We start from the raw sequence: 19,812 nt of genomic DNA, 5'->3' as shown, positions 1-19,812 counted from the left end.
TTAGTTAGCAACTTAGCTTCTGTTTGGGCCTGGCTGGGCTTTGCTACTTAAAATCAGTTGCTGAATAATGAGATCAGCCTGAGTTTTATAGAGCGCCCATTGTTGGTAATTGCCTTGTGTCAGCACCAACACCATATCCAGAGTTGGAAACACGGCAATATACTGACCACCATCCCCTTCGGCGGTGTAATAAGACACGCCATCCTGCTGGCGTAACCAGAAATAGTAACCATAATCTCCGGCCGGGCTTTTAGCATGACGGCTGGTCATCTGCTGCACCCAGCCCAACGGCAGCAGCTGTTCGCCTTGCCACTGACCTTGCTGTAAATACAAAATACCTAACTTGAGCATATCCCGTGGGGTGAGCCATAAACGGGCCGAACCTTCGGGCACGCCGTCGGGTTGAGTGTCCCAGCGGTAATTCGTAACACCTAACTTATCAAATAGCTGCTGTTTGGCCCAAGGCTGCAGCTGTTGTTTTAACTGCTGCTGTAGCAGCTGCAATACCAGATTAGGTAAAGCACTGTTGTACGCCCAGCTTTTTCCCGGTCCGGTATTGGGCTGTTGCAGCAGGTAATAGACAAAATTCTGCTGCTGCCACAGCTTCACCAAATCCTGCCCTGTCCATTCATCCCAGACAAAACCAGCCTGCATCGACAACAGCTGATGCAGGCTAATACTGGCTTTTAACGGGTCCGCTTTGATCACAGGGTGTTGTGGTAACAACTGTGCCAAAGTGGTATCAACAGTCAGACCTGTCTGCTGCAAAGCAATACCGGTTAAAGTGGCTGTCACAGCTTTTGTCACTGAAGCCACATAATGCGGTTTATCCGCAGTCCAGACAAAATCCTGCGACCCTTTCACCACCTTGATCCCTTGTTCAAAGTTGATAAAGTCGTTATTGCCCTTTTGATACAGCTCCAACACCAAAGCGCCGGATTTATACAGCAAAAGGCTATGTACTTGCTGATAACCGTTTGTTGTCTTGTCCTGCAGCTGCGATAACAGCTGATGCAAAATCTGCTCATTCAAGCCTTGAGCTGCAGGCCTTTGTACAGGCAAAGCCGGGTCTGGCCTCTTGTGCTGATGAAACTGAATGTTGTCCTGTGATGGCATGCTCTGCGCCAAAGCAGGTAAAAAAGCACCACACAAAACAGCCCTTTGAATAAGCCTTTTACCTGCAGTAAATAACATCTGTCAGAACTCCACTGTACGGCCAAGCTGCTGGCTTTGTTGGGCCAGTTCAATCAGCCGGATCCCTTGTAAAGCTTGAGTTGCAGAAACAGGGCTGGCTTTCCCTAGTTGTAGGGCGGCCACAAGTTGCTGATAAAACAGCTGATAATTGCCAGCTAAGGTTGGATAAGTTCTTTGTCCGTCCGCTTTAGCCAACACACCAAACAGAGCTTCAGACTCCAGCCCCCAGTTTGCACCTTGCGGTTTTTGCCCAGCTCTTAATGCGTCTTCCTGCGGATCTAAACCCGTTTTATGGCAAGAACCCTTATCACCCTGCAGAATGAATCTAGTGGTAGGAAGCGCACAAAAAGGGCTGGAATGCAGCACCACTTCTTTATCAGCGTAATGCAGCATCAAATGAAAATAATCCACTGCCTCACTGCCCTGACGCAAAGCGCGACAACGGGCAGTTAACGCCTCTGGTGCACCAAATAAAGCAATGCTTTGATCAATCAGATGTGGCCCTAAGTCATACAAAATACCAGTGCCAGCTCCTTGCTGTTCACGCCAGCGCTGCCTTGGCACAGGCCGGAAACGGTCAAAATGCGATTCAAAATAACGGATAACCCCAAGCTCTTCAGACTTGAGCAATTGCTGTAATGTCAGAAAATCCCCATCAAAACGCCTGTTATGGTAAACAAAAAGCTGGCGTTGCTGTTTGTCAGCCAGCTCAAACAACTCCCGACCTTGTGCCTCTGTCAGCACAAAAGGTTTTTCCACCAGCACATGTTTTCCGGCCAACAAAGCTTGTTTTGCCAAAGGGTAATGACTGTCATTGGGTGAGCTGATCACCACCAGTTCAGCATCCGACACACGAATAAGCTCATCGCCATGTTGATAATGCTGTAACTGTGGGTAATCTGATTTGAGTTCAGGCTGACTGCTGCTGATAGCCACCAGTTCCAGCTCTGATTGCTGCACAATAAAAGGCAAATGAAAGGTTTTGGCAGACAAGCCATAACCAATAACAGCTGTTTTGATCATTAGAACTCCGGCAAAATAACAACGACAGGCTTTGCTATCAGGCGCATCGAAAAATACAGCTAAGCTAACAGATACCCGCCTTGTTGCCTACTTTGCTAAGTTTGCTAAGTTTGCTAAGGTTGCTAAGGCAAGACTAAAGTTCTACCGGATAACCTGCGTCCGACCAGGCCTGAAAGCCTCCTGCTACAGAATAGACTGTACTAAATCCCATGTTTTGTAAGGAGTCAGCTGCCAATGCAGAACGAGATCCCGATCGACAGATCAAATAAATAGGTTTTGTTGCCAACAATTCCAGTGCGGCCTGGCTGTCACAGTGTGAAGCAATGCTGGGATGCTGATGGATGCGCATCTCCAACACCCCACGTGGATAATTCACTGAACGGTCGATATAACCCTGAACAACCTCATCCTGCTCCCGCACATCAACCAAAATAGTCTGGTGATCCTGTAAAGCCAGGGCTAATTCTTGTACTGACACTTCGACAATTCTGCTTTTTGCGTCATTGACCAGCTGTTGTGCACTTTTCATCACTTTCCTTTATAAGGTTATAAAACAGATTGAGTAAGAACCAGGCTGGCCATGATCACTAAAAATACTGAGAAAGATTTTTGCAGCTTTTCTTTGGGTAACAGATGCCCAATCCATAGGCCTAAAAAACTGCCTGCCACACCACCAGCGATCATGATAGAAATCACCAACCAATCAAAAGACTGATGCTGCATCGTCAGCACTTCATAGTATTTGGCAAAACCAACAAAAGACTTCAGCGTAATAATCAGCAAACTGGTGCCGACCGCCATCGCCATTGGAACACCGCCCAGCAACACCAGTGCCGGTACAATAAGGAAACCGCCCCCTACACCAACAAAGCCCGTGATCAGCCCAACAACCAATCCGTCCAGCACTACTTTAGCTCTGTTAATTTTGCCCTGAAGCTGCGGTGTTTGATTGCCACGCCACATCATCACTGCAGCCACAATCATCAGGAGCACAAAAACGGACAACTGAACCATGCTCTCCACTAAAGTGCCTAACCAGGCCCCACCATAAGTACCAGCCATGCCCGGAAGGCCAAACAGCAACACATGGGGCCAGGATACTTTTTTATTTTTTATATTCGGGATACTGCCAAACAAGCTGATCCCTGCGACTATCAATAAGGATGACGCTATCGCCATAGAAGCGGGCATATCCACCAGATACATCAACACGGGAACTGTCAGAATAGAGCCACCTGAGCCAAAAACTCCCAGACTGATACCTATCAGTAAAGCGCCAAGAATTGCTTGAACCATAAGAGACTCCCTTTAATAGCCACTCAAAAAGCACAACAACTTAAAGCTGATTCAGAGGGATTTTTAAGTATACTTTTCCGGTCTCGTCAGCAGGCGGCATATGCCCGGCCCTGATATTGACCTGAATAGAAGGCAGAATAAGCCGCGGCATCTCGAGAGTGGCATCACGGGCTTGCCTTTTGGCAACAAACTGCTGCTCTGAGATCCCATCTTGTACATGGATATTCCGCTCACGCTGCTCCCCTACCGTAGTGACATACTCATGTTCACGCCCTTGAGTTGGATAGTCGTGGCAGACATAAATTTGGGTAGTTTTGGGTAAGGCGAATAGCTTGTTGAGCGACTGAAATAAGGTGGAAGCATCGCCGCCGGGGAAATCACAACGTGCAGTGCCGACATCTGGCATAAACAAGGTATCGCCAACAAAAGCCGCTTTTTCATTAATCAGATAGGTTAAATCAGCAGGTGTATGACCCGGTGTATGTATCACCCGGATTTGCATAGTTCCAAGTTGCAGTACTTCGCCATCTTCAAATAAATGGTCAAATTGGGCACCATTAGGTAAAAACTCTTTTTCCAGATTAAAAACTTCTTTAAAAATGGCCTGCACTTGCCTGATCTGTGCACCTATGCCCACTTTTGCACCCAGTTTCTCCCTGAAAAATGGCGCTGCTGACAGATGATCGGCATGGGCATGAGTCTCAAGAACCCAACCCACCGTCATCTGATTCTGCTGAATGTAAGCCAGTATCGATTCTGCACCTGCAGTGGAGGTGCGCCCTGATTTGTAATCAAAATCCAGTACGGGATCGATCACTACCGCTTGTTTAGTGACAACATCAGATACAACATAACTAAAGGTTTCACTGTCGTTATCCAAAAAAGCCTGAACCTGAAAATCACTCATCATATGCTCCTAAGGGAACGCCTGGCGCTCCGTCATCACTGAACTAAAAGTTCTGAATACTAAGACCCTGATGCTGGCACAGTGCATCGACCCGCTGTGTTGCCTAAACCACAGCCACTAATTCAAATTAAGTATAAGCATATACCAAAAAGAGATAAACATATTAGACAAAACTAATTAAATTTGGCAAATCACTCTTTGTTTGATGTATATCAAACTTCAGTTTTCGAGAGTCATTAGATTAGAGATGACTGAACTACAACAACCTTTATCGCTTTTTATTGAATTCATAAGGGAAAACAATGATGCAAAAAAATGTGGGTGGTCTGGACAAAATAGCTCGGGTAAGTGCTGGAGTAGTACTGATCACCTTAGCTGCAATCGATATGATTGGCCCATGGGGTTGGCTGGGTATCATACCCCTGTTGACTGGAGTTGTAGGAATTTGCCCGTTGTACAGCCTGATAGGTATTAATTCCTGCCGGGTTTCAAAATAGAGACTCTTAGAGGATCCGCCAGGTCATGTTGGTTCTGACTCAGCTGTCAGCTCCAAATCAGTTTCTGTCGATTTAACTGCGTCACTTGCTATCAGGGGCGACGATGGATCCCTAACAGCATGATCCTGTTCTGAAACTGGCTATGGCTGAATTTAAGGGCACCATAGCCACATAGGATTTATCGGACAGCGTCGACAATGAATGGTTGTGTGTTCAGATATGCTACTTTTAAGCCATCAGCTCAATCAGATCTTTTTTAGCATGTAATTCAAGTTGCATGGTTCTGGCGATGTCCTTGAACTCTTCTGAGATATAAGTGTTGGTAAGCAATTCAGCCCAAAACTGCCCGGCCATGCCATAGACAACATATCGTATACCGGAGCTACAGTAAGTTCACCCTCTCCTGCATAATAAAACGACAGGTTTCCCCCATGCATATCCATATTTGCAATCAAACGACCAAAACACCAAATAACGGCGATAGTATCCGCATCCTCTGCACTCATCAGTTTGTTCTGCACCAGATGCTTAGCAATCACAGGCCATTCTGCTGGCTTGCCAACAAACTCATGATTTTTTGAATAAAAAGCAGCCATGCGCAACGAAACCTTTGCGGCCAAGTGTCCCCACTCTGTCAAATCGCTCACAACTTAAAAAAGTACGTTGCTCTTGCATCACAATGTTTGATTGAGCTGCTGCAATTCCATGATTAGCCAGAGTATTCAAGGCACTATGCTCCGCCTGCAACAAATCAACCCAGCGTTGGCTATTGGCGTTGACCGCAGGTTCAGTGAATTTGACTAATCTATGTTTGCCGTCGATAAAAGTACAAAACTTAGGTTGTTCACCTCCGGCTGAAGAGCCTACAACCTCTCCAGCCATTGCTTCCGTTGCAATTCTGGCAAAATCAGCTTCCGAAACAGCCGCCAGTTCATGCTGTAACCATTGCTGATAACTTAATTCACCAATCAACAAATGTCCTGGTGCATCACCTTTTGCATGCAACAAAGCGCTGAGTTGGCCCGACAGGGTGAGCGCCATGGATGGCGGCGAATAAAAAAACCAGCTCAAGGCTGGTTGATTTGTTTACTGAGTGATATACCCAGTAAAATGGCTTCGCTGCCGGGACTCGAACCCGCGCATCTTTCAACCTTGGGCGTGACAGGCCGGCCATGCTTTAACAGAGAGCAACCGACTGAACTGCTGTCGGCAGATGACCGAATTTTAAGAGTACAAAATTGCCCGGAGCAATTTTGAACAACGCGCAGCGTTGGCCCGACAGGGTGAGCGCCATGGATGGCGGCGAATAAAAAAACCAGCTCAAGGCTGGTTGATTTGTTTACTGAGTGACAAACCCAGTAAAATGGCGGAGCGGACGGGACTCGAACCCGCGACCCCCGGCGTGACAGGCCGGTATTCTAACCGACTGAACTACCGCTCCGCGCTGGAGTGAGCTTGCGCTCTAATGGCTTGTTTGCTGAATTGGCGGAGCGGACGGGACTCGAACCCGCGACCCCCGGCGTGACAGGCCGGTATTCTAACCGACTGAACTACCGCTCCGGAATCAGACAAACTATAAATGCTTTGTGGCGGAGCGGACGGGACTCGAACCCGCGACCCCCGGCGTGACAGGCCGGTATTCTAACCGACTGAACTACCGCTCCGAAGAAGCATTTATTAAATTGGCGGAGCGGACGGGACTCGAACCCGCGACCCCCGGCGTGACAGGCCGGTATTCTAACCGACTGAACTACCGCTCCGCGCCAATACACTGCAGCATTTTCAATTGGGTATGCTGCTGTGCGGCGGGAATAATACGGATTCACTGGTGGGCCGTCAACGACTTTTTTGCCGCTTTTGTTTATTCCTTAATCATCCGGTAAAGAAAGTTCCAGAATGTCGTTCGACTTGCTGCTTTTTTGCCCTGAACTGCTCGCTTTTGCTTCACCTGGTCCAGGCATGGCAATAGTATCTAAATCCATCGAGTTGTTCTTTTTCGCAAACAAGGTCTTAAATGAACGATCCGTTGCGACCATCCAAATGGCAAAACCACCACCACCTAAAATAACAATGTTGCTCAGGATCACTAATAACCATGGGAAAGGTTTCTTTTCTTCCACTACAGGCTCAGTCACCACAGGGCTGGCCTGCATTTCTGCGGCTTGAGTATTCAGGCCTGTATCCTCTGTAGCAGCCACCACAGGTTCTGGCTCTATCACTTGAGCAACAAAAGATGCTTGAGGTAAGGTGATCACTACATCGCGCCCCGTCACTGTCTGAGCAAACAGGGTGCTTTCGACTTTATAAGTGCCGCTGGCGTAATTGACTATTTTCAACTTTTTATCCACTTCGGCACTTTCGCCCAGGGTAAAACTTTGTATTTCATTATTTGGAAAACGAACCTTACCCTGCAAAGCGACTGACCTTGGATTAATCATAGGATCTGTCACTTTAAAAGTCAGCCAATGCAAATCTTCGGCTGTTGTCGCCTGCGCCACCTCGTAGCTGATTGGGCTTTTATGAATAATCACAGGCTCCTGAACTACCTCGCGGGTATATAAAGGCGTTTTCACCACAAACTTGGGTAACCACTGGCCCGGTTTCATCTCCAGTTTAAATTCACCGGTAAAAATACCGTCCCTGGGTTTTTCATCAAAATTGCGGCCATCATCAGCCAGAGTCGTCAGTTCAATCACACCAGCACCAAAATTCTCATGTTCCGAGTTGTTGCTGCTGATAAAAAGTACATCAAGCCGCAGCAAATCACGGAAGTCTTTTGCCACTATAGGCTTGCCCCCATTGGTCAATGTTGCTGTCACTTTAATGGTTTCCCCTACCATCAAATGATCTGGTAATGGAGGAACATTTAACTCTATATCTGTCAGTACCATAATTTTGCTTTCTGGCAAAATTTGCCCCAATGCCTGCCAGGGACCAGGAGTAGGCTTCTTAATTTTAATCAAATCGTAGGTTTTATCGTCAAACCACTCGATATCCTGATCGTCGGCATTAATAACATTCACTTTGCTGCCGTCGGGCTTCACCAAAATAACGGACGCTGAACCTCGTTTGCGGAAAAAGACCATGGTAATTTCTTCCACTTCGTAATCAATGCGGAATCTGTTATCAAACAAAGGGATCTGGTTTTTGGCGGGTAAATCGGGCAACACACTTAAACCTGTTGGATCATTCAGCGATTCGCCGACGCTGTCCGTCGTTACGCCAACATCCTGCGCCATTAACTGCAGGCTCAAACATAACAAAAGCGTGTACATTAATTTCGCCACAAGCAACTTCCTCCTTTTTTCTGCACCAGATCCAGACGTTGCTCATGCGACTGCAATTCAGCGTCAGAGGCAAAAATAACAGGTAAACGACTGGTTCGTTTTAGTTGCCCTACCACCACATTTTGTTGGGCTGCTGCTTGTTCATCATTGGCTAAATTTAAGCTGACTTGCCCCCCTGTCATCGCCAGATAAACATCAGCCAAAATTTCAGCATCCAACAAGGCGCCGTGTAAAGTACGGTGGCTGTTGTTAATGTCATAGCGACGGCATAGAGCATCCAGGTTATTTTTCTGTCCAGGATGGGCTTCACGCGCCATTTTTAGCGTATCCAGTACACCACAGATATCAGTGACAGGCGAAAGTGCAGGACGCAGCAGGTTAAATTCGTGGTTGATAAAGCCAACGTCGAAGGCTGCGTTATGGATCACCAGTTCAGCGCCCGCTATATACTGGCAAAACTGCTGGGCTATTTCGGCAAACCTTTGCTTACCTATTAAAAACTCATTGGTAATACCGTGAACCGCTATGGCTTCCTGATCAATCAATCGGTCCGGTTGCAGATACACATGGAAGTTATTGCCGGTCAGCCGACGGTTAATCAGCTCTACACAACCAATTTCTATGATGCGATGGCCTTCCTGCGGACTTAAGCCTGTGGTTTCGGTGTCGAGTACTATCTGTCTTTTCAGCATTCTGATTCGTGTTCTTAGCGCTTTTACGTTAGATTATACGCCGATTTCAGTTGTGGGAAGCATCGATGCGTAAAACAGTAGCAATCTATACAGACGGATCTTGTCTTGGAAACCCAGGACCAGGCGGTTATGGCGTGGTTTTACGTTATCAGGAGCACCAAAAAGAAATGTCTGGCGGCTACCAGAAAACCACCAACAACAGAATGGAATTACTTGCTGCTATTATTGGTCTGGAAAGTTTAAAACAGCCTTGTGATGTGGACTTAACCACTGACAGCCAGTATGTGCGTTTAGGTATTACGCAGTGGCTGACCAACTGGAAAAAAAACAACTGGAAAACAAGTCAGAGAGAACCTGTAAAAAATCAGGATTTATGGCGTCGCTTAGATGCAGCCTGTCAGGGACATAAGGTAAACTGGCATTGGGTCAAAGGGCATGCAGGACATCCGGAAAACGAACGTTGTGACGAGTTAGCCAGAATCGCGGCTACCCACAATGCCACAGAAGTGGACACTGGTTTCCAGGCCTCGTCATAAAGAGAAGACAGGCCAAAGTAATGAGACCGCAGTCCCCATCAGCAGTATAGAAAAGCTTTTCCGCACCCATAACTGTGGAATATAAGCCGACAAGATGATGCCAAGCAAACTGCCCCCAGCACCAATTAACCCCAGCCAGCCAATCAGTTCCAGCGGCAAGCTTTCACCCTGAACAGACATCAGCCAGTAATGGCTGATAAAGCCAGTGCTGCTTTGCAGAAAAATTAATGCCAGACTACAGGCTATAGCACCTGACATAGGGATTGTTGTTACCGCAAGCAGTAAGGGAACTATTAAAAAACCGCCGCCCACCCCCACCAAACCGGTCAGCATACCTAAACACATCGCCAGAGCAGCCAACAATAAAGAAGAATGGATCTGCCACTGCCAGATGTGTTGACGCCACATATTAGCGGCGCTGCCCAGCATTAAAATAGCCAGAATTAATAGTTGAAAAGATGAGTGCAGCCATTGAGCTAAAGCAACTCCCAGCAAAGTTCCAAAAAAGGCGGGTACAGCAAAACGCTTAAATAAAGCGAAATCGAGATGGCGTCGCCACAGATAAGGCAATAAAGCAATAAAGCTGATTTGAGCCACTACACCTAAAGACGAGACTATGGCGATTTTTTCCGGCAACTGCACCAGATGCACCAGTACAGGCACTGTCAGAATAGAACCACCCGATCCTAACAACCCCACACTTAAGCCAATAATCAGGGCCGAAATAAGCACCAAAGCAGACATAAAAAACCACAAAGCTTAATAACTAAAAGAAATATTAAGCTTCACTAAAGGAATAAGCAAGCACAGGTTAAATTCAAATGAAAACAAAAAAGCCAGCATCAGCTGGCTTCTGTTGGCTCAGACCTGCGACTTATTCTGCCTTTAGTAAAGCTTCCACTTCTTTGACAAAATCAGCATCGTCTGGCGAGACTTTGCTGCCAAAGTGTTTGACCTGTTGCTCGTCTTTGCTGACCAGATATTTGTTAAAGTTCCAGGACGGTTTTTCACCTGTTTTAGCAATTAAAGCTTTAAAGACCGGATTCACATCACTGCCGCGTACAGCGCTGGTGGCAAACATCGGGAAAGTCACGCCGTAGTTGATGTAACAGACTTCAGCAGTTTTTTCCGCATCGTCATGCTCCTGCATAAAATCGTCTGACGGGAAACCTAAAACCACTAAGCCTTGATCCTTGTACTTTTCATACAAGGACTGCAACGCAGTAAATTGAGGAGTAAAACCACATTTACTGGCGGTATTAACGATCAATAAAGTTTTACCTTTATAAGTTTCACATAAATCCAGAGTTTCTTTTTTACGTAACTGCGGCAGTGAATGGCCTAAAATTTCGCCACAGCTATTGGCAAAAGCCACGCCGCTTGCGCTAAGCAGTAAAGCTGCCGTCAGCATTTTCTTCATTGTTTTCATTAGTAGCTCCTGTTAGTAGATGATGTGAACCGTTACGGGCCAAGTTAGATATTGGATCTGAGCTGTAACAACAGACCGTCCATCAAAAGTTGTTATTTCAGCAATCTATCCTCAAAGTAATTGCTGCTGCAGCTAGGCGACAAGTGTGCGAGTCTCCAGGAGCATAGTCCACTATGTGACTGGAGCGAGAGCGCGAAGTCAACAACGCTGTGGCTGCAAGTACGACGAGGATAAAAAAAGGCGACTTACGTCGCCTGTTTCATTTTAAAATTTTACTGCACTAAAGCCAGAGCTTCTAAAATTTCACGTGGCTCTACTTCAGGGCCATTTAAGGATTCATCCCAGTTGGTGCCAATCAATACGCCATCGTCGTACATTTCTTGCAGCCAGCCTTCACAAAACACGTCCAGTGGAATAGCTTCAGGTTTGTAATCTGACCATTCATCCGAACAATGCACTAAAGCCGCTTCCTGACTGGACCAGAAAGGCATCACGTCTGTGTCTTCAAAATCAACAGACTCCACCACCAGCAAATCTTCGCCGTTTGCTAAAGTCCAAACCACACCATGGGTTTTGGCTTCCGCAATAAAATTTTGAAACACCGGATCATGTGAATATTCGCCCATGGCAACCACCTTTATCTGAACTGTTAGTTTAATTGCGACTATTAGAGCAGAAAACCAGATTAAAGACGAATTAAAATGCCCTTTCCTGCCTGGCGCTGTTCCCCTGTTTTTTAAAAATAACGTACAATTGCCGCATTCTAAACAACAAGATGAGTGACTCTTATGGCTCAGTATATTTACAGCATGTACCGCATGTCGAAAGTAGTGCCGCCAAAACGTACTATTTTAAAAGACATTTCGCTGTCGTTTTTCCCAGGTGCAAAAATTGGTGTTTTGGGTTTAAACGGTTCAGGTAAATCCAGCTTGCTGCGCATTATGGCTGGCGTGGATCAGGAATTTGACGGTGAAGCCCGTGCTTTAGCCGGTATCAATATTGGTTATTTGCCACAGGAACCTCAGCTTGACCCGGAAAAAACCGTGCGTGAAGTGGTAGAAGAAGCCGTTGCTGATGTGAAAAACGCCTTAACCCGTTTGGATCAGGTATACGCTGCTTACGCAGAAGAAAATGCTGACTTTGACGCTTTAGCCCGTGAACAAGGTGAGTTGGAAGCTATTATTCAGGCCAAAGAAGGTCATAACCTCGACAATATCCTTGACCGTGCTGCCGATGCACTGCGTCTGCCAGCCTGGGATGCGCTGATTAAACACTTATCAGGTGGTGAACGCCGCCGTGTGGCTATCTGCCGTTTACTGTTAGAAAAACCAGACATGCTGCTGCTTGACGAACCAACTAACCACTTGGACGCTGAATCTGTGGCCTGGTTAGAACGTTTCCTGCACGATTACACAGGCACTGTAGTGGCTATTACCCACGACCGTTATTTCCTCGACAATGTAGCTGGCTGGATTTTAGAGCTGGACCGCGGCGAAGGTATTCCGTGGGAAGGCAACTACTCCTCATGGTTAGAGCAAAAAGATGCCCGTTTAGAACAGGAAGAACGCAGCGAAAATGCGCGTCAGCGTTCTATCAAGCAGGAATTGGAATGGGTTCGCACCAATCCAAAAGGCCGTCATGCCAAGAGCAAAGCCCGTATGGCGCGTTTTGAAGAACTGCAAAGCCAGGACTTCCAGAAACGTAATGAAACCAACGAGCTGTTTATTCCGCCAGGACCTCGTTTAGGCGACAAAGTGCTGGAAGTGAAAAACCTGCGTAAAACCTTTGGCGACCGCGTTTTGATTGACGATTTAAGCTTCAGCATTCCAAAAGGCGCCATCGTTGGTATTATCGGCCCGAACGGTGCCGGTAAATCGACGCTGTTTAAAATGATCACAGGCATGGAACAAGCGGATGGCGGCACTATTGAAGTGGGTGATACAGTTCAAATTGCCAGCGTGGATCAGTTCCGTGACAGCATGAATCCGAAAAATACCGTATGGCAGGAAATATCCAACGGTCAGGATATTCTGCAGATTGGTAACTTCCAGATCCCAAGCCGTGCTTATGTCGGTCGCTTTAACTTTAAAGGCAATGATCAGCAGAAGTTTATTGGTGACTTATCAGGTGGTGAGCGTAACCGTGTGCATTTAGCTGCGCTGTTAAAAGCGGGCGGCAACATGCTGTTACTCGATGAACCAACCAACGATTTGGACGTAGAAACTTTACGTGCTCTGGAAAACGCCATCCTCGACTTCCCTGGCTGCGCCATGGTGATCTCGCACGACCGTTGGTTCCTTGACCGTATTGCCACTCACATCCTGGATTACCGTGACGAAGGCAAAGTGAACTTCTTCGAAGGTAACTATTCAGACTATGAAAGCTGGATGAAAGCTACCTACGGTTCAGATGCAATGCAACCGCACCGTATTAAATACAAAAAGATCTAACGAAAAAGGGGGCAAAGCCAATGGCTTTACCCCCTTTTTATTTACGCCGGGTTTTACACCGCGTCTTCGTTTTCTTCGCCTGTGCGGATACGAATAACTCGTTCCACATCAAACACAAAAATTTTGCCATCACCAATACGGCCTGTCTGGGCAGTTTTGATAATTACATCAATACAACGCTCGACCTGATCATCCGGCAGTACCAGTTCAATTTTTACCTTAGGTAAAAAGTCGACCATATACTCAGCACCACGGTACAGTTCGGTATGACCTTTTTGACGGCCAAAACCTTTCACCTCAGTCACTGTCATGCCGGTGATATTAATTTCGGCCAGAGCTTCCCGTACATCGTCTAATTTAAAAGGCTTAATAATAGCTTCAACTTTTTTCATGACTTCCTCAGCGCTGTTTCCGCATCCACGATGTGATGGGGTATCTTCTGTCTTTACCAAAGTTGCGGCTGGTCACTTTTGGACCCACGGCCGACTGGCGTCTTTTGTATTCGTTGATGTCGATTAAATTTAAAACCCGGCGAACTGTCGCTTCATCATAGCCCATCGCCACTATCTCAGGCAGTGACTTGTCGTGCTCGACATAAGCTTCAATCATCGCATCTAAATCATCATAAGGTGGCAAATTGTCCTGATCGGTTTGATCCGGTGCCAGCTCAGCGGACGGTGGCCTGTCTATAACCCGCTGCGGGATCACAGGCGAAATACTGTTGCGATACTCTGATAAACGATACACCAGGGTTTTAGGCACATCTTTAATAACCGCAAAACCACCACACATATCACCGTACAAGGTACAGTAGCCTACAGCGTTTTCGCTTTTATTGCCTGTAGTTAACAGCATACGGCCAGTTTTATTCGACATCGCCATTAATAACACACCACGAATACGGGCCTGCAGGTTTTCTTCTGTCGTATCTTTACCACGGCCTTTAAACAGCGGCGTAAGTTGCTGCATAAAGCTGTTGTACATAGGTTCAATAGAGACTGAATCAAACTCAACGCCCATCACTTCGGCCTGAGCTTTGGCATCTTCCACACTCATGGACGAGGTATAAGCAAAAGGCAGCATCAGGGCTTGAACCTTATCAGCACCTATCGCATCTGCCGCTATAGCCAGGGTTAAAGCTGAGTCGATACCACCTGACAAACCCAAGACTGCGCCAGGGAAACCGTTGTGCTGAATATAATCGCGGGTTGCCATCACTAAAGCGGCATAAACTTCAGCTTCAAGTGATAAGCGGGGTCTGAGATCAATAGAGCCATACTGCTGACCGCGGGCCGCTAAATTGACTGTCGCCAGTTCAGGCTCACAGGCTTTACCACGAAACAGCAGTTGTGCATCGGGGCTGACCACCAGAGACTGACCATCAAATACCAGTTCATCCTGACCAATCACATTATTCACATAAACAAAACCTAAATGCAGGTGTTTGGCCAGGGTTTGCAGTAACTCTTCACGCCGTGAAGCTTTGCCTGTTTCATAAGGCGATGCGTTTAACACCAAAGCCCATTCAGCGCCCTGCTCTTTGGCTAAAGCAGCCGGAGCGCCCTGCCAGACATCTTCGCAAATCAGTACCGCAAAACGCTTGCCTTTCAGCTCAAAACAACAAGCTTCTGTGCCTTCAGTAAAATAACGTTTTTCATCAAAGACGCCATGATTTGGCAAAGCCTGTTTGTAATAACGCGCTATCACTTCACCATTTTGGATCACAGAGGCGGCGTTATACAAAGCTTCACCGTCACGCCAGGGGTGACCCAGCACCAGCGTAGCAGGCAATTTAGCCGCACATATCTGCTGCAGACTTTGTTCAACCAACAGCTGCAAATCAGACCGCAGCAATAAGTCTTCAGGTGGGTAGCCAGTTAAGGTCAGCTCAGGAAATAACAACAAATCGCTTTGACTGCTTTTGGCAATTTCCAGCACTTTTGCGGTGTTTTGCGCCACGGCAGCCACAATAAAGGGCTGCTGCACCAGGGTAATAGAGACAGCAGAGGACATCTGAACCTGCACTAAAGGATGAAAAAACTGCCGCTATGGTAGCGATTTTTGCCGCCGGACTCAATCAAGCAGCGGCAGAAGCTGTATTTCAGCTGGCATTTAGATATTTAACATAAATGCAACTAAACTGAAGCTGATACATTCCACGGATGGTCAGGCTTATGCGATATCACCAGAGGATCCTAAAAATACGGGCTTTTAGCCTGATAGAGCTTTTAATTGTATTGGCTATTGTTGCGATACTTTCGGCTATAGGCATGCCTAATTTACGGGAAGTCTGGCAACGCTTGCAGGCCGAACACTTTATGCGGCAACTGAGTCAGCATCTGGCCTACGCCAAAGTCCATGCTATAGCCCAGCAAAAGCCGGTACAACTATGCCCGCGTCATGGACAACTATGCAGTTCAGACTGGAACTCGGCCCCTATTCAGCTGCATCAGAAAGGTTTAAAAAGTTGGCAGGACTTATTATTACGTGAACTGAAACACCCGGTGAAAAGCCATCAGTTGTTTTATAACAGGCCGTCACTGCAGTTTCGCAGTGACGGTAGTCTGGATTTATTGGGGTCCGGTACTTTTGTTTATTGCAGTAAAGAGCCGTACCGCTGGCACTTCAGGCTGAGTGTCAGTCAGGCTGGCCGTAGTCGTTTATGGCAAGAGAATAGCCCCTGCCCTTATTAAGCAGTGCAGTTTAGTAACTCCAACAGGCAGAACTTGGTTCACTGCTTTTTTGGCCATAGCTGTTCAGCAAAAATACCTGACAGCTTTTATCTTCGCTCTGAGCCTGCTGTGCCTGGGCTTTGAGCTGATAACCTTGCTCTGTGACCACAGCACTGACTTTATAACGGCCGGATTCGGTGACAAACTGCTTAGCCGCAAAACCCAGTTCAGTCAGATCGGCGCTATATCTGTGTTGATCAACCAGCAACATCTCCTGCAAACCTGCCACTTTCAACAGCGCTTGCATAGCTTCAGCTCTGTAGCTTTTTAACACATGGTCCTGATAACCAGGTAACAACACAGACGCCAGAATGCCCATAATAGCCAGTACCACCAACAGCTCAATTAAGCCTATGCCTTGCGTCCTGATCTTCATTCATAAGCTCCTTCTTCACTATGGTAAGTCCCCATTAACTGCCAGCGCGGGAAGCTGCCTTGTTGTATAGGTTGAGTGCAATGGCTGCAGTCGGGACTGATCTCCAGCAGATTATCAATGAGTACTTGTTGCTGGCTCTGATCAATCAGCGAAAAGCCACCCTGCGCATTGGTTTTAACGACCAAGGCTCCTGTGGCTTTTTCCAAAGGTAAAAGAGGCTGGCGATAGACAGAAGACGCATGATGTAAATGCAAAGCCATTAAAGCTGATGACGCCTGATCAATGCTGCAGATCTGTGTTAGATCCTGCTGCAACAGGCTTAGATACACCACGCCAGCAGCGACAACCGGAGGCTGAGTCAGACGTCCTGTAATATGGCTGTACCAACCATCTTTCTGTTGGATTTGCTGCCAGTCCTGATCGGTTAACACCGCAAGGCCAGGCGCCGCTGGCAAAGTCCGGTCGACTAAATCGGCAAACCTGGCAGGTGGCCCTTCTTGTAGTTTTAATAGCACTACGACACTTTTTTCTTGCCGCAATGCCCCTAACAGCACCAGCCATTGACTGCGTCTGGAATGAAAATCGCTGCCCGATCCTCCTACCGGAACTGCGGCATACAAAGTGCGGACAAATTGTATATCGCTGAACTCAAGGGATGACAAATCAGCGATTAGCTGGATGTTATAAAACTGGTTATGCTCCATCTGAGCCAACCAGACCTGACCCGCTTTGGTGCTGAAGATCAGACTGTCTGAAATTGAATCCCTGTTTTGATCGTACACAGTCAAGGCGCCGGATAAGTCAGACACTTTCTGCCCGGCGATTAGCCTGCCACGCACCTTGCCTGTAAAGGCTTCCACTTGATAAAACAGCGTTTTTTGCTTCGTAGCTCCGGTATTAGGTAACAAAAGCGACAAAAGCGAATCACCCGGCCCCTGAGCCTGCTCTGCCAGTAATACAGGTTGCGCCATAGCACCTGTTAATTCTTCAAAACCAGCCACTGCAGTAGTGGCAGACCACAAAAGTTCCGGCAGATGCAGGGGGTTGAGCTTTAGGGCAAAATACGACGGACTCTGATTGCTGCTGCCACTGATAAGAATAAACTGACCATTTTGTTTCAGCTCTTGCTCAGTGAGCAGCAGCGGCTGATGAACCTGCAGAGCCAAATCTTCCAGTTCAGCTCTGATCTGCGCTAAGGAGGGTAATAACGGCCAGGGTAGCCACCAGAGGGTGTCTTTCGTCTGATCATCCGCTTTGAATTTCAACACGCCTGCATAGCTGACCACCTGATAGTCTGCATCAACATAAGCAGGCAAGGGCTGACTTTGTGCATCCAGTGTACTGCAGGATAAAGCCTCCAATTGAGCAGGCAGATGACCCAGCCAGGCTTTGGTATCTTCCTGACTCAGCTTTAAATGGCTCGCTAATGCAGTATGCTGCTCCTGGTTTAGTTCTGTCAGTTGCACTGAACCAAAACCCGGTATATGGCTCCAGTAGTTGTCTGCTGACAGTGGATGACTGAATAACAACAGCCAGAGTCCAAGCCTAATAAAGCCCATCCCTGCCCCCTTCAGGCAAAGATTGCCTGACTAAAAAGCTGGTCACACTATGCTGATGATGCAACGCCCCTCCGGCAGTGCGAAGCTGATGCCACTCGCACTGCAACGAGAGATCGCTCCAGGCAGCATAAAGTGCAGGACAGGGAACGACCGTAAAAACCCTGGACTCAAAGTCACCTTGTTTCAGCTGTTGCAATTGCTGCACATGCTTACTTTGGGTTTGCTGCTTTAACTGCACAGCTAAAGTGGCACTACCCGCCAACTTTTGACTCAAGCTGGTTTGAACCAGCATAGGTATAGTAATGCAGGTTAAAATCAGCATTAATATTAAGGTGGTAACCAGAATAAAACCTTTAGAACTCAACATCATAACGACCTCCTTTTATAAGCGTGTGTTGCTAAATGCCACAGAACTGCTGACTAACAGGCGTCGGAACGGATCAGAGGGAGCTTTAAACCACTCTTGTCCCATCTGATAAAGCTGATTGTTTTGGTAACTAAAGTCTTCATCTAAACTACGTAACAACAAGTAAAACTTAATATTGATAATGCGGTGTTTTTGCTGCTGCCAATGCTGTGGCTGCATTTGTGCAGTAGTCAGGTAATAATCCACCTGACCATCTAAATTGGCGTCTAAACCAAATTCGAAATGCATACGCTCCACGCCATCCATAATGGAATCGGTATCCATAATGGATTGTCCTGCCGCATTGCGAATTAAGCGTTTGCGCATTAAAACCGGCACTGTCTTGCCCGCATGTTTTTGTTCGCTGATGTAAAAAACTTCATGGGAAAAAGGCCAGTACAATGAATCCGGAATCAACTCAGCACTGGAACTATTGACAAAACGACTGCTCGCCGCTGAAGTTTCAAAATAAAACCGGTTTGTGCGCATCTGAGTGGCGAACACGCTGCTGCCAACCAGACGTTTGAACTGCAATAATTCAGAGCCAGCTTTGGGCTGATTTAAGCAGCTCAGATGCTTTTGTTGTTTCACTTGTTCTGCATAAAGCGTCAGATAAGGCTGGTCTTTCATAGGGAAACTGCCGACATCCAACTCCGCGATACAATCCCCTAATACCGGAGGCAACTGATGCGAAGCTGAAGCCACATCCGCCAGACTACGACCAGCGAAAAACATCATATTTGGCAACTCAGACTGAAACAAACTCAGCAACATCTGGCTATTTTTCTGCAATTGCACCAGCTGTTGGGTTTGTCGATTGGATTGCTGAGTGGCAAACAAAGTCCCGATCAAAAAGGTCATCAAAACTAAACCTAAAGTCAGACTGATCAATACTTCCAGTAAGGTAAAACCGCGCATCTTAAGGCACCACCACAGAAAGTTGCAGCCGGTTAGGCGATAAATCGCAAACGGAGACCGGGCGCTGAATTTGAACTTTGGCCTGAGACCGCCAGCTTAACTGCACCAGTTTCTGATCTGCCTGCTGGCGAATACAAAGCGCAGGTTGTTGCAGTAGCTGTAAACTTTGGGGGTGACCTGACGCACTTAAGGTGCTGTATAAATGAAACTGACTCAGCTGTTCCGCATCACAGGAATGACGGTCAGTGCACTCAGCAGATTCAGTAGTTGTCCAGAGCGGATGAACGCCCTCATAATAGCCAGCAGAACTGTCATGACTTGCCATACGGCTGGCGAGTTCAGTGGTTAAAGACAGAGCTATGGTTTGCTGGGTTGCCATGATCACTTGCTGACGGGCAAATAAAGACGCACTTAAAACGCCAAGCCCTGTAAGACAGAGCAATAATAAACTGATCAGAACTTCGGTTAAGGTAAAACCAGAGGCATTCGGCATATCCTTGCGCCTGTGAA

At 47.0% G+C, this 19,812-nt stretch carries 23 protein-coding genes and 4 tRNA genes; 4 read left to right on the top strand and 23 right to left on the bottom strand.

All coding sequences use genetic code 11. The features are described from left to right. Positions 1-12: 12 nt before the first annotated feature. The 5 genes from RHEIN_RS18790 to RHEIN_RS18770 all read right to left on the bottom strand — a co-directional run bounded on the left by RHEIN_RS18790 (position 13) and on the right by RHEIN_RS18770 (position 4,420). On the bottom strand, positions 13-1,194 hold the full coding sequence (locus tag RHEIN_RS18790) for a serine hydrolase domain-containing protein (protein WP_008900564.1): 1,182 nt from the start codon (positions 1,192-1,194) through the stop codon (positions 13-15). Between the two features lie 3 nt (positions 1,195-1,197). Further along, positions 1,198-2,217, bottom strand: a complete 1,020-nt coding sequence (locus RHEIN_RS18785) for an oxidoreductase (RefSeq protein ID WP_008900563.1) — start codon at positions 2,215-2,217, stop codon at positions 1,198-1,200. A 133-nt stretch (positions 2,218-2,350) separates the two neighbouring features. Further along, a complete protein-coding gene (locus RHEIN_RS18780; protein WP_008900562.1) occupies positions 2,351-2,746 on the bottom strand; it encodes a rhodanese-like domain-containing protein in 396 nt (131 codons plus the stop codon). A gap of 17 nt (positions 2,747-2,763) precedes the next feature. Next, entirely contained in the window at positions 2,764-3,513 is a 750-nt protein-coding gene (locus RHEIN_RS18775; RefSeq protein ID WP_008900561.1) for a sulfite exporter TauE/SafE family protein, read from the bottom strand. A 40-nt stretch (positions 3,514-3,553) separates the two neighbouring features. After that, positions 3,554-4,420 (bottom strand): MBL fold metallo-hydrolase, encoded by an 867-nt coding sequence (locus tag RHEIN_RS18770; protein ID WP_008900560.1) that lies wholly within the window; start codon positions 4,418-4,420, stop codon positions 3,554-3,556. A 302-nt stretch (positions 4,421-4,722) separates the two neighbouring features. Between RHEIN_RS18770 and RHEIN_RS18765 the strand changes: the two genes are divergently transcribed. Then, entirely contained in the window at positions 4,723-4,917 is a 195-nt protein-coding gene (locus RHEIN_RS18765; protein WP_008900559.1) for a YgaP family membrane protein, read from the top strand. 245 nt (positions 4,918-5,162) lie between these two features. On the opposite strand, the gene RHEIN_RS21395 is transcribed toward RHEIN_RS18765, so the two are convergent. The 8 genes from RHEIN_RS21395 to dnaQ all read right to left on the bottom strand — a co-directional run bounded on the left by RHEIN_RS21395 (position 5,163) and on the right by dnaQ (position 8,896). Further along, the gene (locus RHEIN_RS21395; RefSeq protein ID WP_008900558.1) at positions 5,163-5,513 is read right to left on the bottom strand and encodes a HipA domain-containing protein; all 351 of its coding nucleotides are present in this window, start codon (positions 5,511-5,513) and stop codon (positions 5,163-5,165) included. After that, on the bottom strand, positions 5,485-5,958 hold the full coding sequence (locus RHEIN_RS21390; protein WP_008900557.1) for a HipA domain-containing protein: 474 nt from the start codon (positions 5,956-5,958) through the stop codon (positions 5,485-5,487). Before RHEIN_RS21390 ends, RHEIN_RS21395 begins: the two co-directional genes overlap by 29 nt. Positions 5,959-6,281: 323 nt before the next feature. Next, positions 6,282-6,358, bottom strand: a tRNA-Asp gene (locus RHEIN_RS18755). 42 nt (positions 6,359-6,400) lie between these two features. Beyond that, a tRNA-Asp gene (locus RHEIN_RS18750) sits at positions 6,401-6,477 on the bottom strand. A gap of 27 nt (positions 6,478-6,504) precedes the next feature. Further along, positions 6,505-6,581: transfer RNA gene (locus RHEIN_RS18745), tRNA-Asp, on the bottom strand. A 19-nt stretch (positions 6,582-6,600) separates the two neighbouring features. Further along, a tRNA-Asp gene (locus RHEIN_RS18740) sits at positions 6,601-6,677 on the bottom strand. A 108-nt stretch (positions 6,678-6,785) separates the two neighbouring features. After that, on the bottom strand, positions 6,786-8,204 hold the full coding sequence (locus RHEIN_RS18735) for a TIGR03503 family protein (protein WP_008900556.1): 1,419 nt from the start codon (positions 8,202-8,204) through the stop codon (positions 6,786-6,788). Then, positions 8,192-8,896, bottom strand: a complete 705-nt coding sequence (gene dnaQ / locus RHEIN_RS18730) for a DNA polymerase III subunit epsilon (RefSeq protein ID WP_008900555.1) — start codon at positions 8,894-8,896, stop codon at positions 8,192-8,194. Before dnaQ ends, RHEIN_RS18735 begins: the two co-directional genes overlap by 13 nt. Before the next feature lie 65 nt (positions 8,897-8,961). On the opposite strand from dnaQ, the gene rnhA reads away from it, so the two are divergent. Beyond that, a complete protein-coding gene (gene rnhA / locus RHEIN_RS18725) occupies positions 8,962-9,432 on the top strand; it encodes a ribonuclease HI (protein WP_008900554.1) in 471 nt (156 codons plus the stop codon). Here the strand turns inward: rnhA and RHEIN_RS18720 are convergent. From RHEIN_RS18720 to RHEIN_RS18710, 3 genes are all read right to left on the bottom strand, one after another. Beyond that, the gene (locus tag RHEIN_RS18720; protein ID WP_008900553.1) at positions 9,427-10,176 is read right to left on the bottom strand and encodes a sulfite exporter TauE/SafE family protein; all 750 of its coding nucleotides are present in this window, start codon (positions 10,174-10,176) and stop codon (positions 9,427-9,429) included. The genes rnhA and RHEIN_RS18720 overlap by 6 nt on opposite strands. 130 nt (positions 10,177-10,306) lie before the next feature. Further along, the gene (locus RHEIN_RS18715; RefSeq protein WP_008900552.1) at positions 10,307-10,861 is read right to left on the bottom strand and encodes a glutathione peroxidase; all 555 of its coding nucleotides are present in this window, start codon (positions 10,859-10,861) and stop codon (positions 10,307-10,309) included. A gap of 272 nt (positions 10,862-11,133) precedes the next feature. Then, positions 11,134-11,487, bottom strand: a complete 354-nt coding sequence (locus tag RHEIN_RS18710) for a DUF2750 domain-containing protein (protein ID WP_008900551.1) — start codon at positions 11,485-11,487, stop codon at positions 11,134-11,136. Positions 11,488-11,649: 162 nt separating this feature from the next. On the opposite strand from RHEIN_RS18710, the gene ettA reads away from it, so the two are divergent. Further along, entirely contained in the window at positions 11,650-13,311 is a 1,662-nt protein-coding gene (gene ettA / locus RHEIN_RS18705) for an energy-dependent translational throttle protein EttA (protein WP_008900550.1), read from the top strand. 53 nt (positions 13,312-13,364) lie between these two features. Here ettA and glnB read toward each other — a convergent pair whose 3' ends face one another. Both glnB and RHEIN_RS18695 read right to left on the bottom strand, forming a co-directional pair. Then, a complete protein-coding gene (glnB, locus tag RHEIN_RS18700) occupies positions 13,365-13,703 on the bottom strand; it encodes a nitrogen regulatory protein P-II (protein WP_008900549.1) in 339 nt (112 codons plus the stop codon). A gap of 7 nt (positions 13,704-13,710) precedes the next feature. Continuing rightward, positions 13,711-15,324, bottom strand: coding sequence for an NAD+ synthase (locus RHEIN_RS18695; protein ID WP_008900548.1), 1,614 nt, complete (start codon positions 15,322-15,324; stop codon positions 13,711-13,713). Positions 15,325-15,485: 161 nt separating this feature from the next. Between RHEIN_RS18695 and RHEIN_RS18690 the strand changes: the two genes are divergently transcribed. Beyond that, a complete protein-coding gene (locus tag RHEIN_RS18690) occupies positions 15,486-16,004 on the top strand; it encodes a GspH/FimT family pseudopilin (RefSeq protein WP_008900547.1) in 519 nt (172 codons plus the stop codon). A 10-nt stretch (positions 16,005-16,014) separates the two neighbouring features. On the opposite strand, the gene RHEIN_RS18685 is transcribed toward RHEIN_RS18690, so the two are convergent. Genes RHEIN_RS18685 through RHEIN_RS18665 form a run of 5 tightly spaced genes read right to left on the bottom strand, consistent with a single transcriptional unit; the run spans position 16,015 to position 19,795 of the window. Beyond that, positions 16,015-16,419: a type IV pilin protein gene (locus RHEIN_RS18685; protein ID WP_008900546.1), complete on the bottom strand. Its 405-nt coding sequence runs from the start codon at positions 16,417-16,419 to the stop codon at positions 16,015-16,017. After that, entirely contained in the window at positions 16,416-17,978 is a 1,563-nt protein-coding gene (locus RHEIN_RS18680) for a hypothetical protein (protein WP_008900545.1), read from the bottom strand. The genes RHEIN_RS18685 and RHEIN_RS18680 overlap by 4 nt, the downstream gene beginning before the upstream one ends. Then, positions 17,965-18,348: a hypothetical protein gene (locus RHEIN_RS18675; protein WP_008900544.1), complete on the bottom strand. Its 384-nt coding sequence runs from the start codon at positions 18,346-18,348 to the stop codon at positions 17,965-17,967. The genes RHEIN_RS18680 and RHEIN_RS18675 overlap by 14 nt, the downstream gene beginning before the upstream one ends. A 12-nt stretch (positions 18,349-18,360) precedes the next feature. Then, on the bottom strand, positions 18,361-19,302 hold the full coding sequence (locus RHEIN_RS18670; protein ID WP_008900543.1) for a PilW family protein: 942 nt from the start codon (positions 19,300-19,302) through the stop codon (positions 18,361-18,363). Position 19,303: 1 nt separating this feature from the next. Continuing rightward, positions 19,304-19,795, bottom strand: coding sequence for a prepilin-type N-terminal cleavage/methylation domain-containing protein (locus RHEIN_RS18665; protein WP_008900542.1), 492 nt, complete (start codon positions 19,793-19,795; stop codon positions 19,304-19,306). Positions 19,796-19,812 lie beyond the last annotated feature (17 nt).

Source organism: Rheinheimera sp. A13L (assembly GCF_000217935.1).
In the GTDB taxonomy this organism is placed as follows: Bacteria; Pseudomonadota; Gammaproteobacteria; order Enterobacterales; family Alteromonadaceae; genus Pararheinheimera.
Note: the sequence above shows the minus strand (reverse complement) of the source record. Positions and strands in the feature narration are given on the sequence as shown.

Excerpts from the sequence above, each read along its gene's own strand:
- RHEIN_RS18790 (WP_008900564.1), bottom strand. The coding sequence starts at position 1,194 with ATGTTATTTACTGCAGGTAAAAGGCTTATTCAAAGGGCTGTTTTGTGT.
- RHEIN_RS18785 (WP_008900563.1), bottom strand. The coding sequence starts at position 2,217 with ATGATCAAAACAGCTGTTATTGGTTATGGCTTGTCTGCCAAAACCTTT.
- RHEIN_RS18780 (WP_008900562.1), bottom strand. The coding sequence starts at position 2,746 with ATGAAAAGTGCACAACAGCTGGTCAATGACGCAAAAAGCAGAATTGTC.
- RHEIN_RS18775 (WP_008900561.1), bottom strand. The coding sequence starts at position 3,513 with ATGGTTCAAGCAATTCTTGGCGCTTTACTGATAGGTATCAGTCTGGGA.
- RHEIN_RS18770 (WP_008900560.1), bottom strand. The coding sequence starts at position 4,420 with ATGAGTGATTTTCAGGTTCAGGCTTTTTTGGATAACGACAGTGAAACC.
- RHEIN_RS18765 (WP_008900559.1), top strand. The coding sequence starts at position 4,723 with ATGATGCAAAAAAATGTGGGTGGTCTGGACAAAATAGCTCGGGTAAGT.
- RHEIN_RS21395 (WP_008900558.1), bottom strand. The coding sequence starts at position 5,513 with ATGGCTGCTTTTTATTCAAAAAATCATGAGTTTGTTGGCAAGCCAGCA.
- RHEIN_RS21390 (WP_008900557.1), bottom strand. The coding sequence starts at position 5,958 with ATGGCGCTCACCCTGTCGGGCCAACTCAGCGCTTTGTTGCATGCAAAA.
- dnaQ (WP_008900555.1), bottom strand. The coding sequence starts at position 8,896 with ATGCTGAAAAGACAGATAGTACTCGACACCGAAACCACAGGCTTAAGT.
- rnhA (WP_008900554.1), top strand. The coding sequence starts at position 8,962 with ATGCGTAAAACAGTAGCAATCTATACAGACGGATCTTGTCTTGGAAAC.
- RHEIN_RS18720 (WP_008900553.1), bottom strand. The coding sequence starts at position 10,176 with ATGTCTGCTTTGGTGCTTATTTCGGCCCTGATTATTGGCTTAAGTGTG.
- RHEIN_RS18715 (WP_008900552.1), bottom strand. The coding sequence starts at position 10,861 with ATGAAAACAATGAAGAAAATGCTGACGGCAGCTTTACTGCTTAGCGCA.
- RHEIN_RS18710 (WP_008900551.1), bottom strand. The coding sequence starts at position 11,487 with ATGGGCGAATATTCACATGATCCGGTGTTTCAAAATTTTATTGCGGAA.
- ettA (WP_008900550.1), top strand. The coding sequence starts at position 11,650 with ATGGCTCAGTATATTTACAGCATGTACCGCATGTCGAAAGTAGTGCCG.
- glnB (WP_008900549.1), bottom strand. The coding sequence starts at position 13,703 with ATGAAAAAAGTTGAAGCTATTATTAAGCCTTTTAAATTAGACGATGTA.
- RHEIN_RS18695 (WP_008900548.1), bottom strand. The coding sequence starts at position 15,324 with ATGTCCTCTGCTGTCTCTATTACCCTGGTGCAGCAGCCCTTTATTGTG.
- RHEIN_RS18690 (WP_008900547.1), top strand. The coding sequence starts at position 15,486 with ATGCGATATCACCAGAGGATCCTAAAAATACGGGCTTTTAGCCTGATA.
- RHEIN_RS18685 (WP_008900546.1), bottom strand. The coding sequence starts at position 16,419 with ATGAAGATCAGGACGCAAGGCATAGGCTTAATTGAGCTGTTGGTGGTA.
- RHEIN_RS18680 (WP_008900545.1), bottom strand. The coding sequence starts at position 17,978 with ATGGGCTTTATTAGGCTTGGACTCTGGCTGTTGTTATTCAGTCATCCA.
- RHEIN_RS18675 (WP_008900544.1), bottom strand. The coding sequence starts at position 18,348 with ATGATGTTGAGTTCTAAAGGTTTTATTCTGGTTACCACCTTAATATTA.
- RHEIN_RS18670 (WP_008900543.1), bottom strand. The coding sequence starts at position 19,302 with ATGCGCGGTTTTACCTTACTGGAAGTATTGATCAGTCTGACTTTAGGT.
- RHEIN_RS18665 (WP_008900542.1), bottom strand. The coding sequence starts at position 19,795 with ATGCCGAATGCCTCTGGTTTTACCTTAACCGAAGTTCTGATCAGTTTA.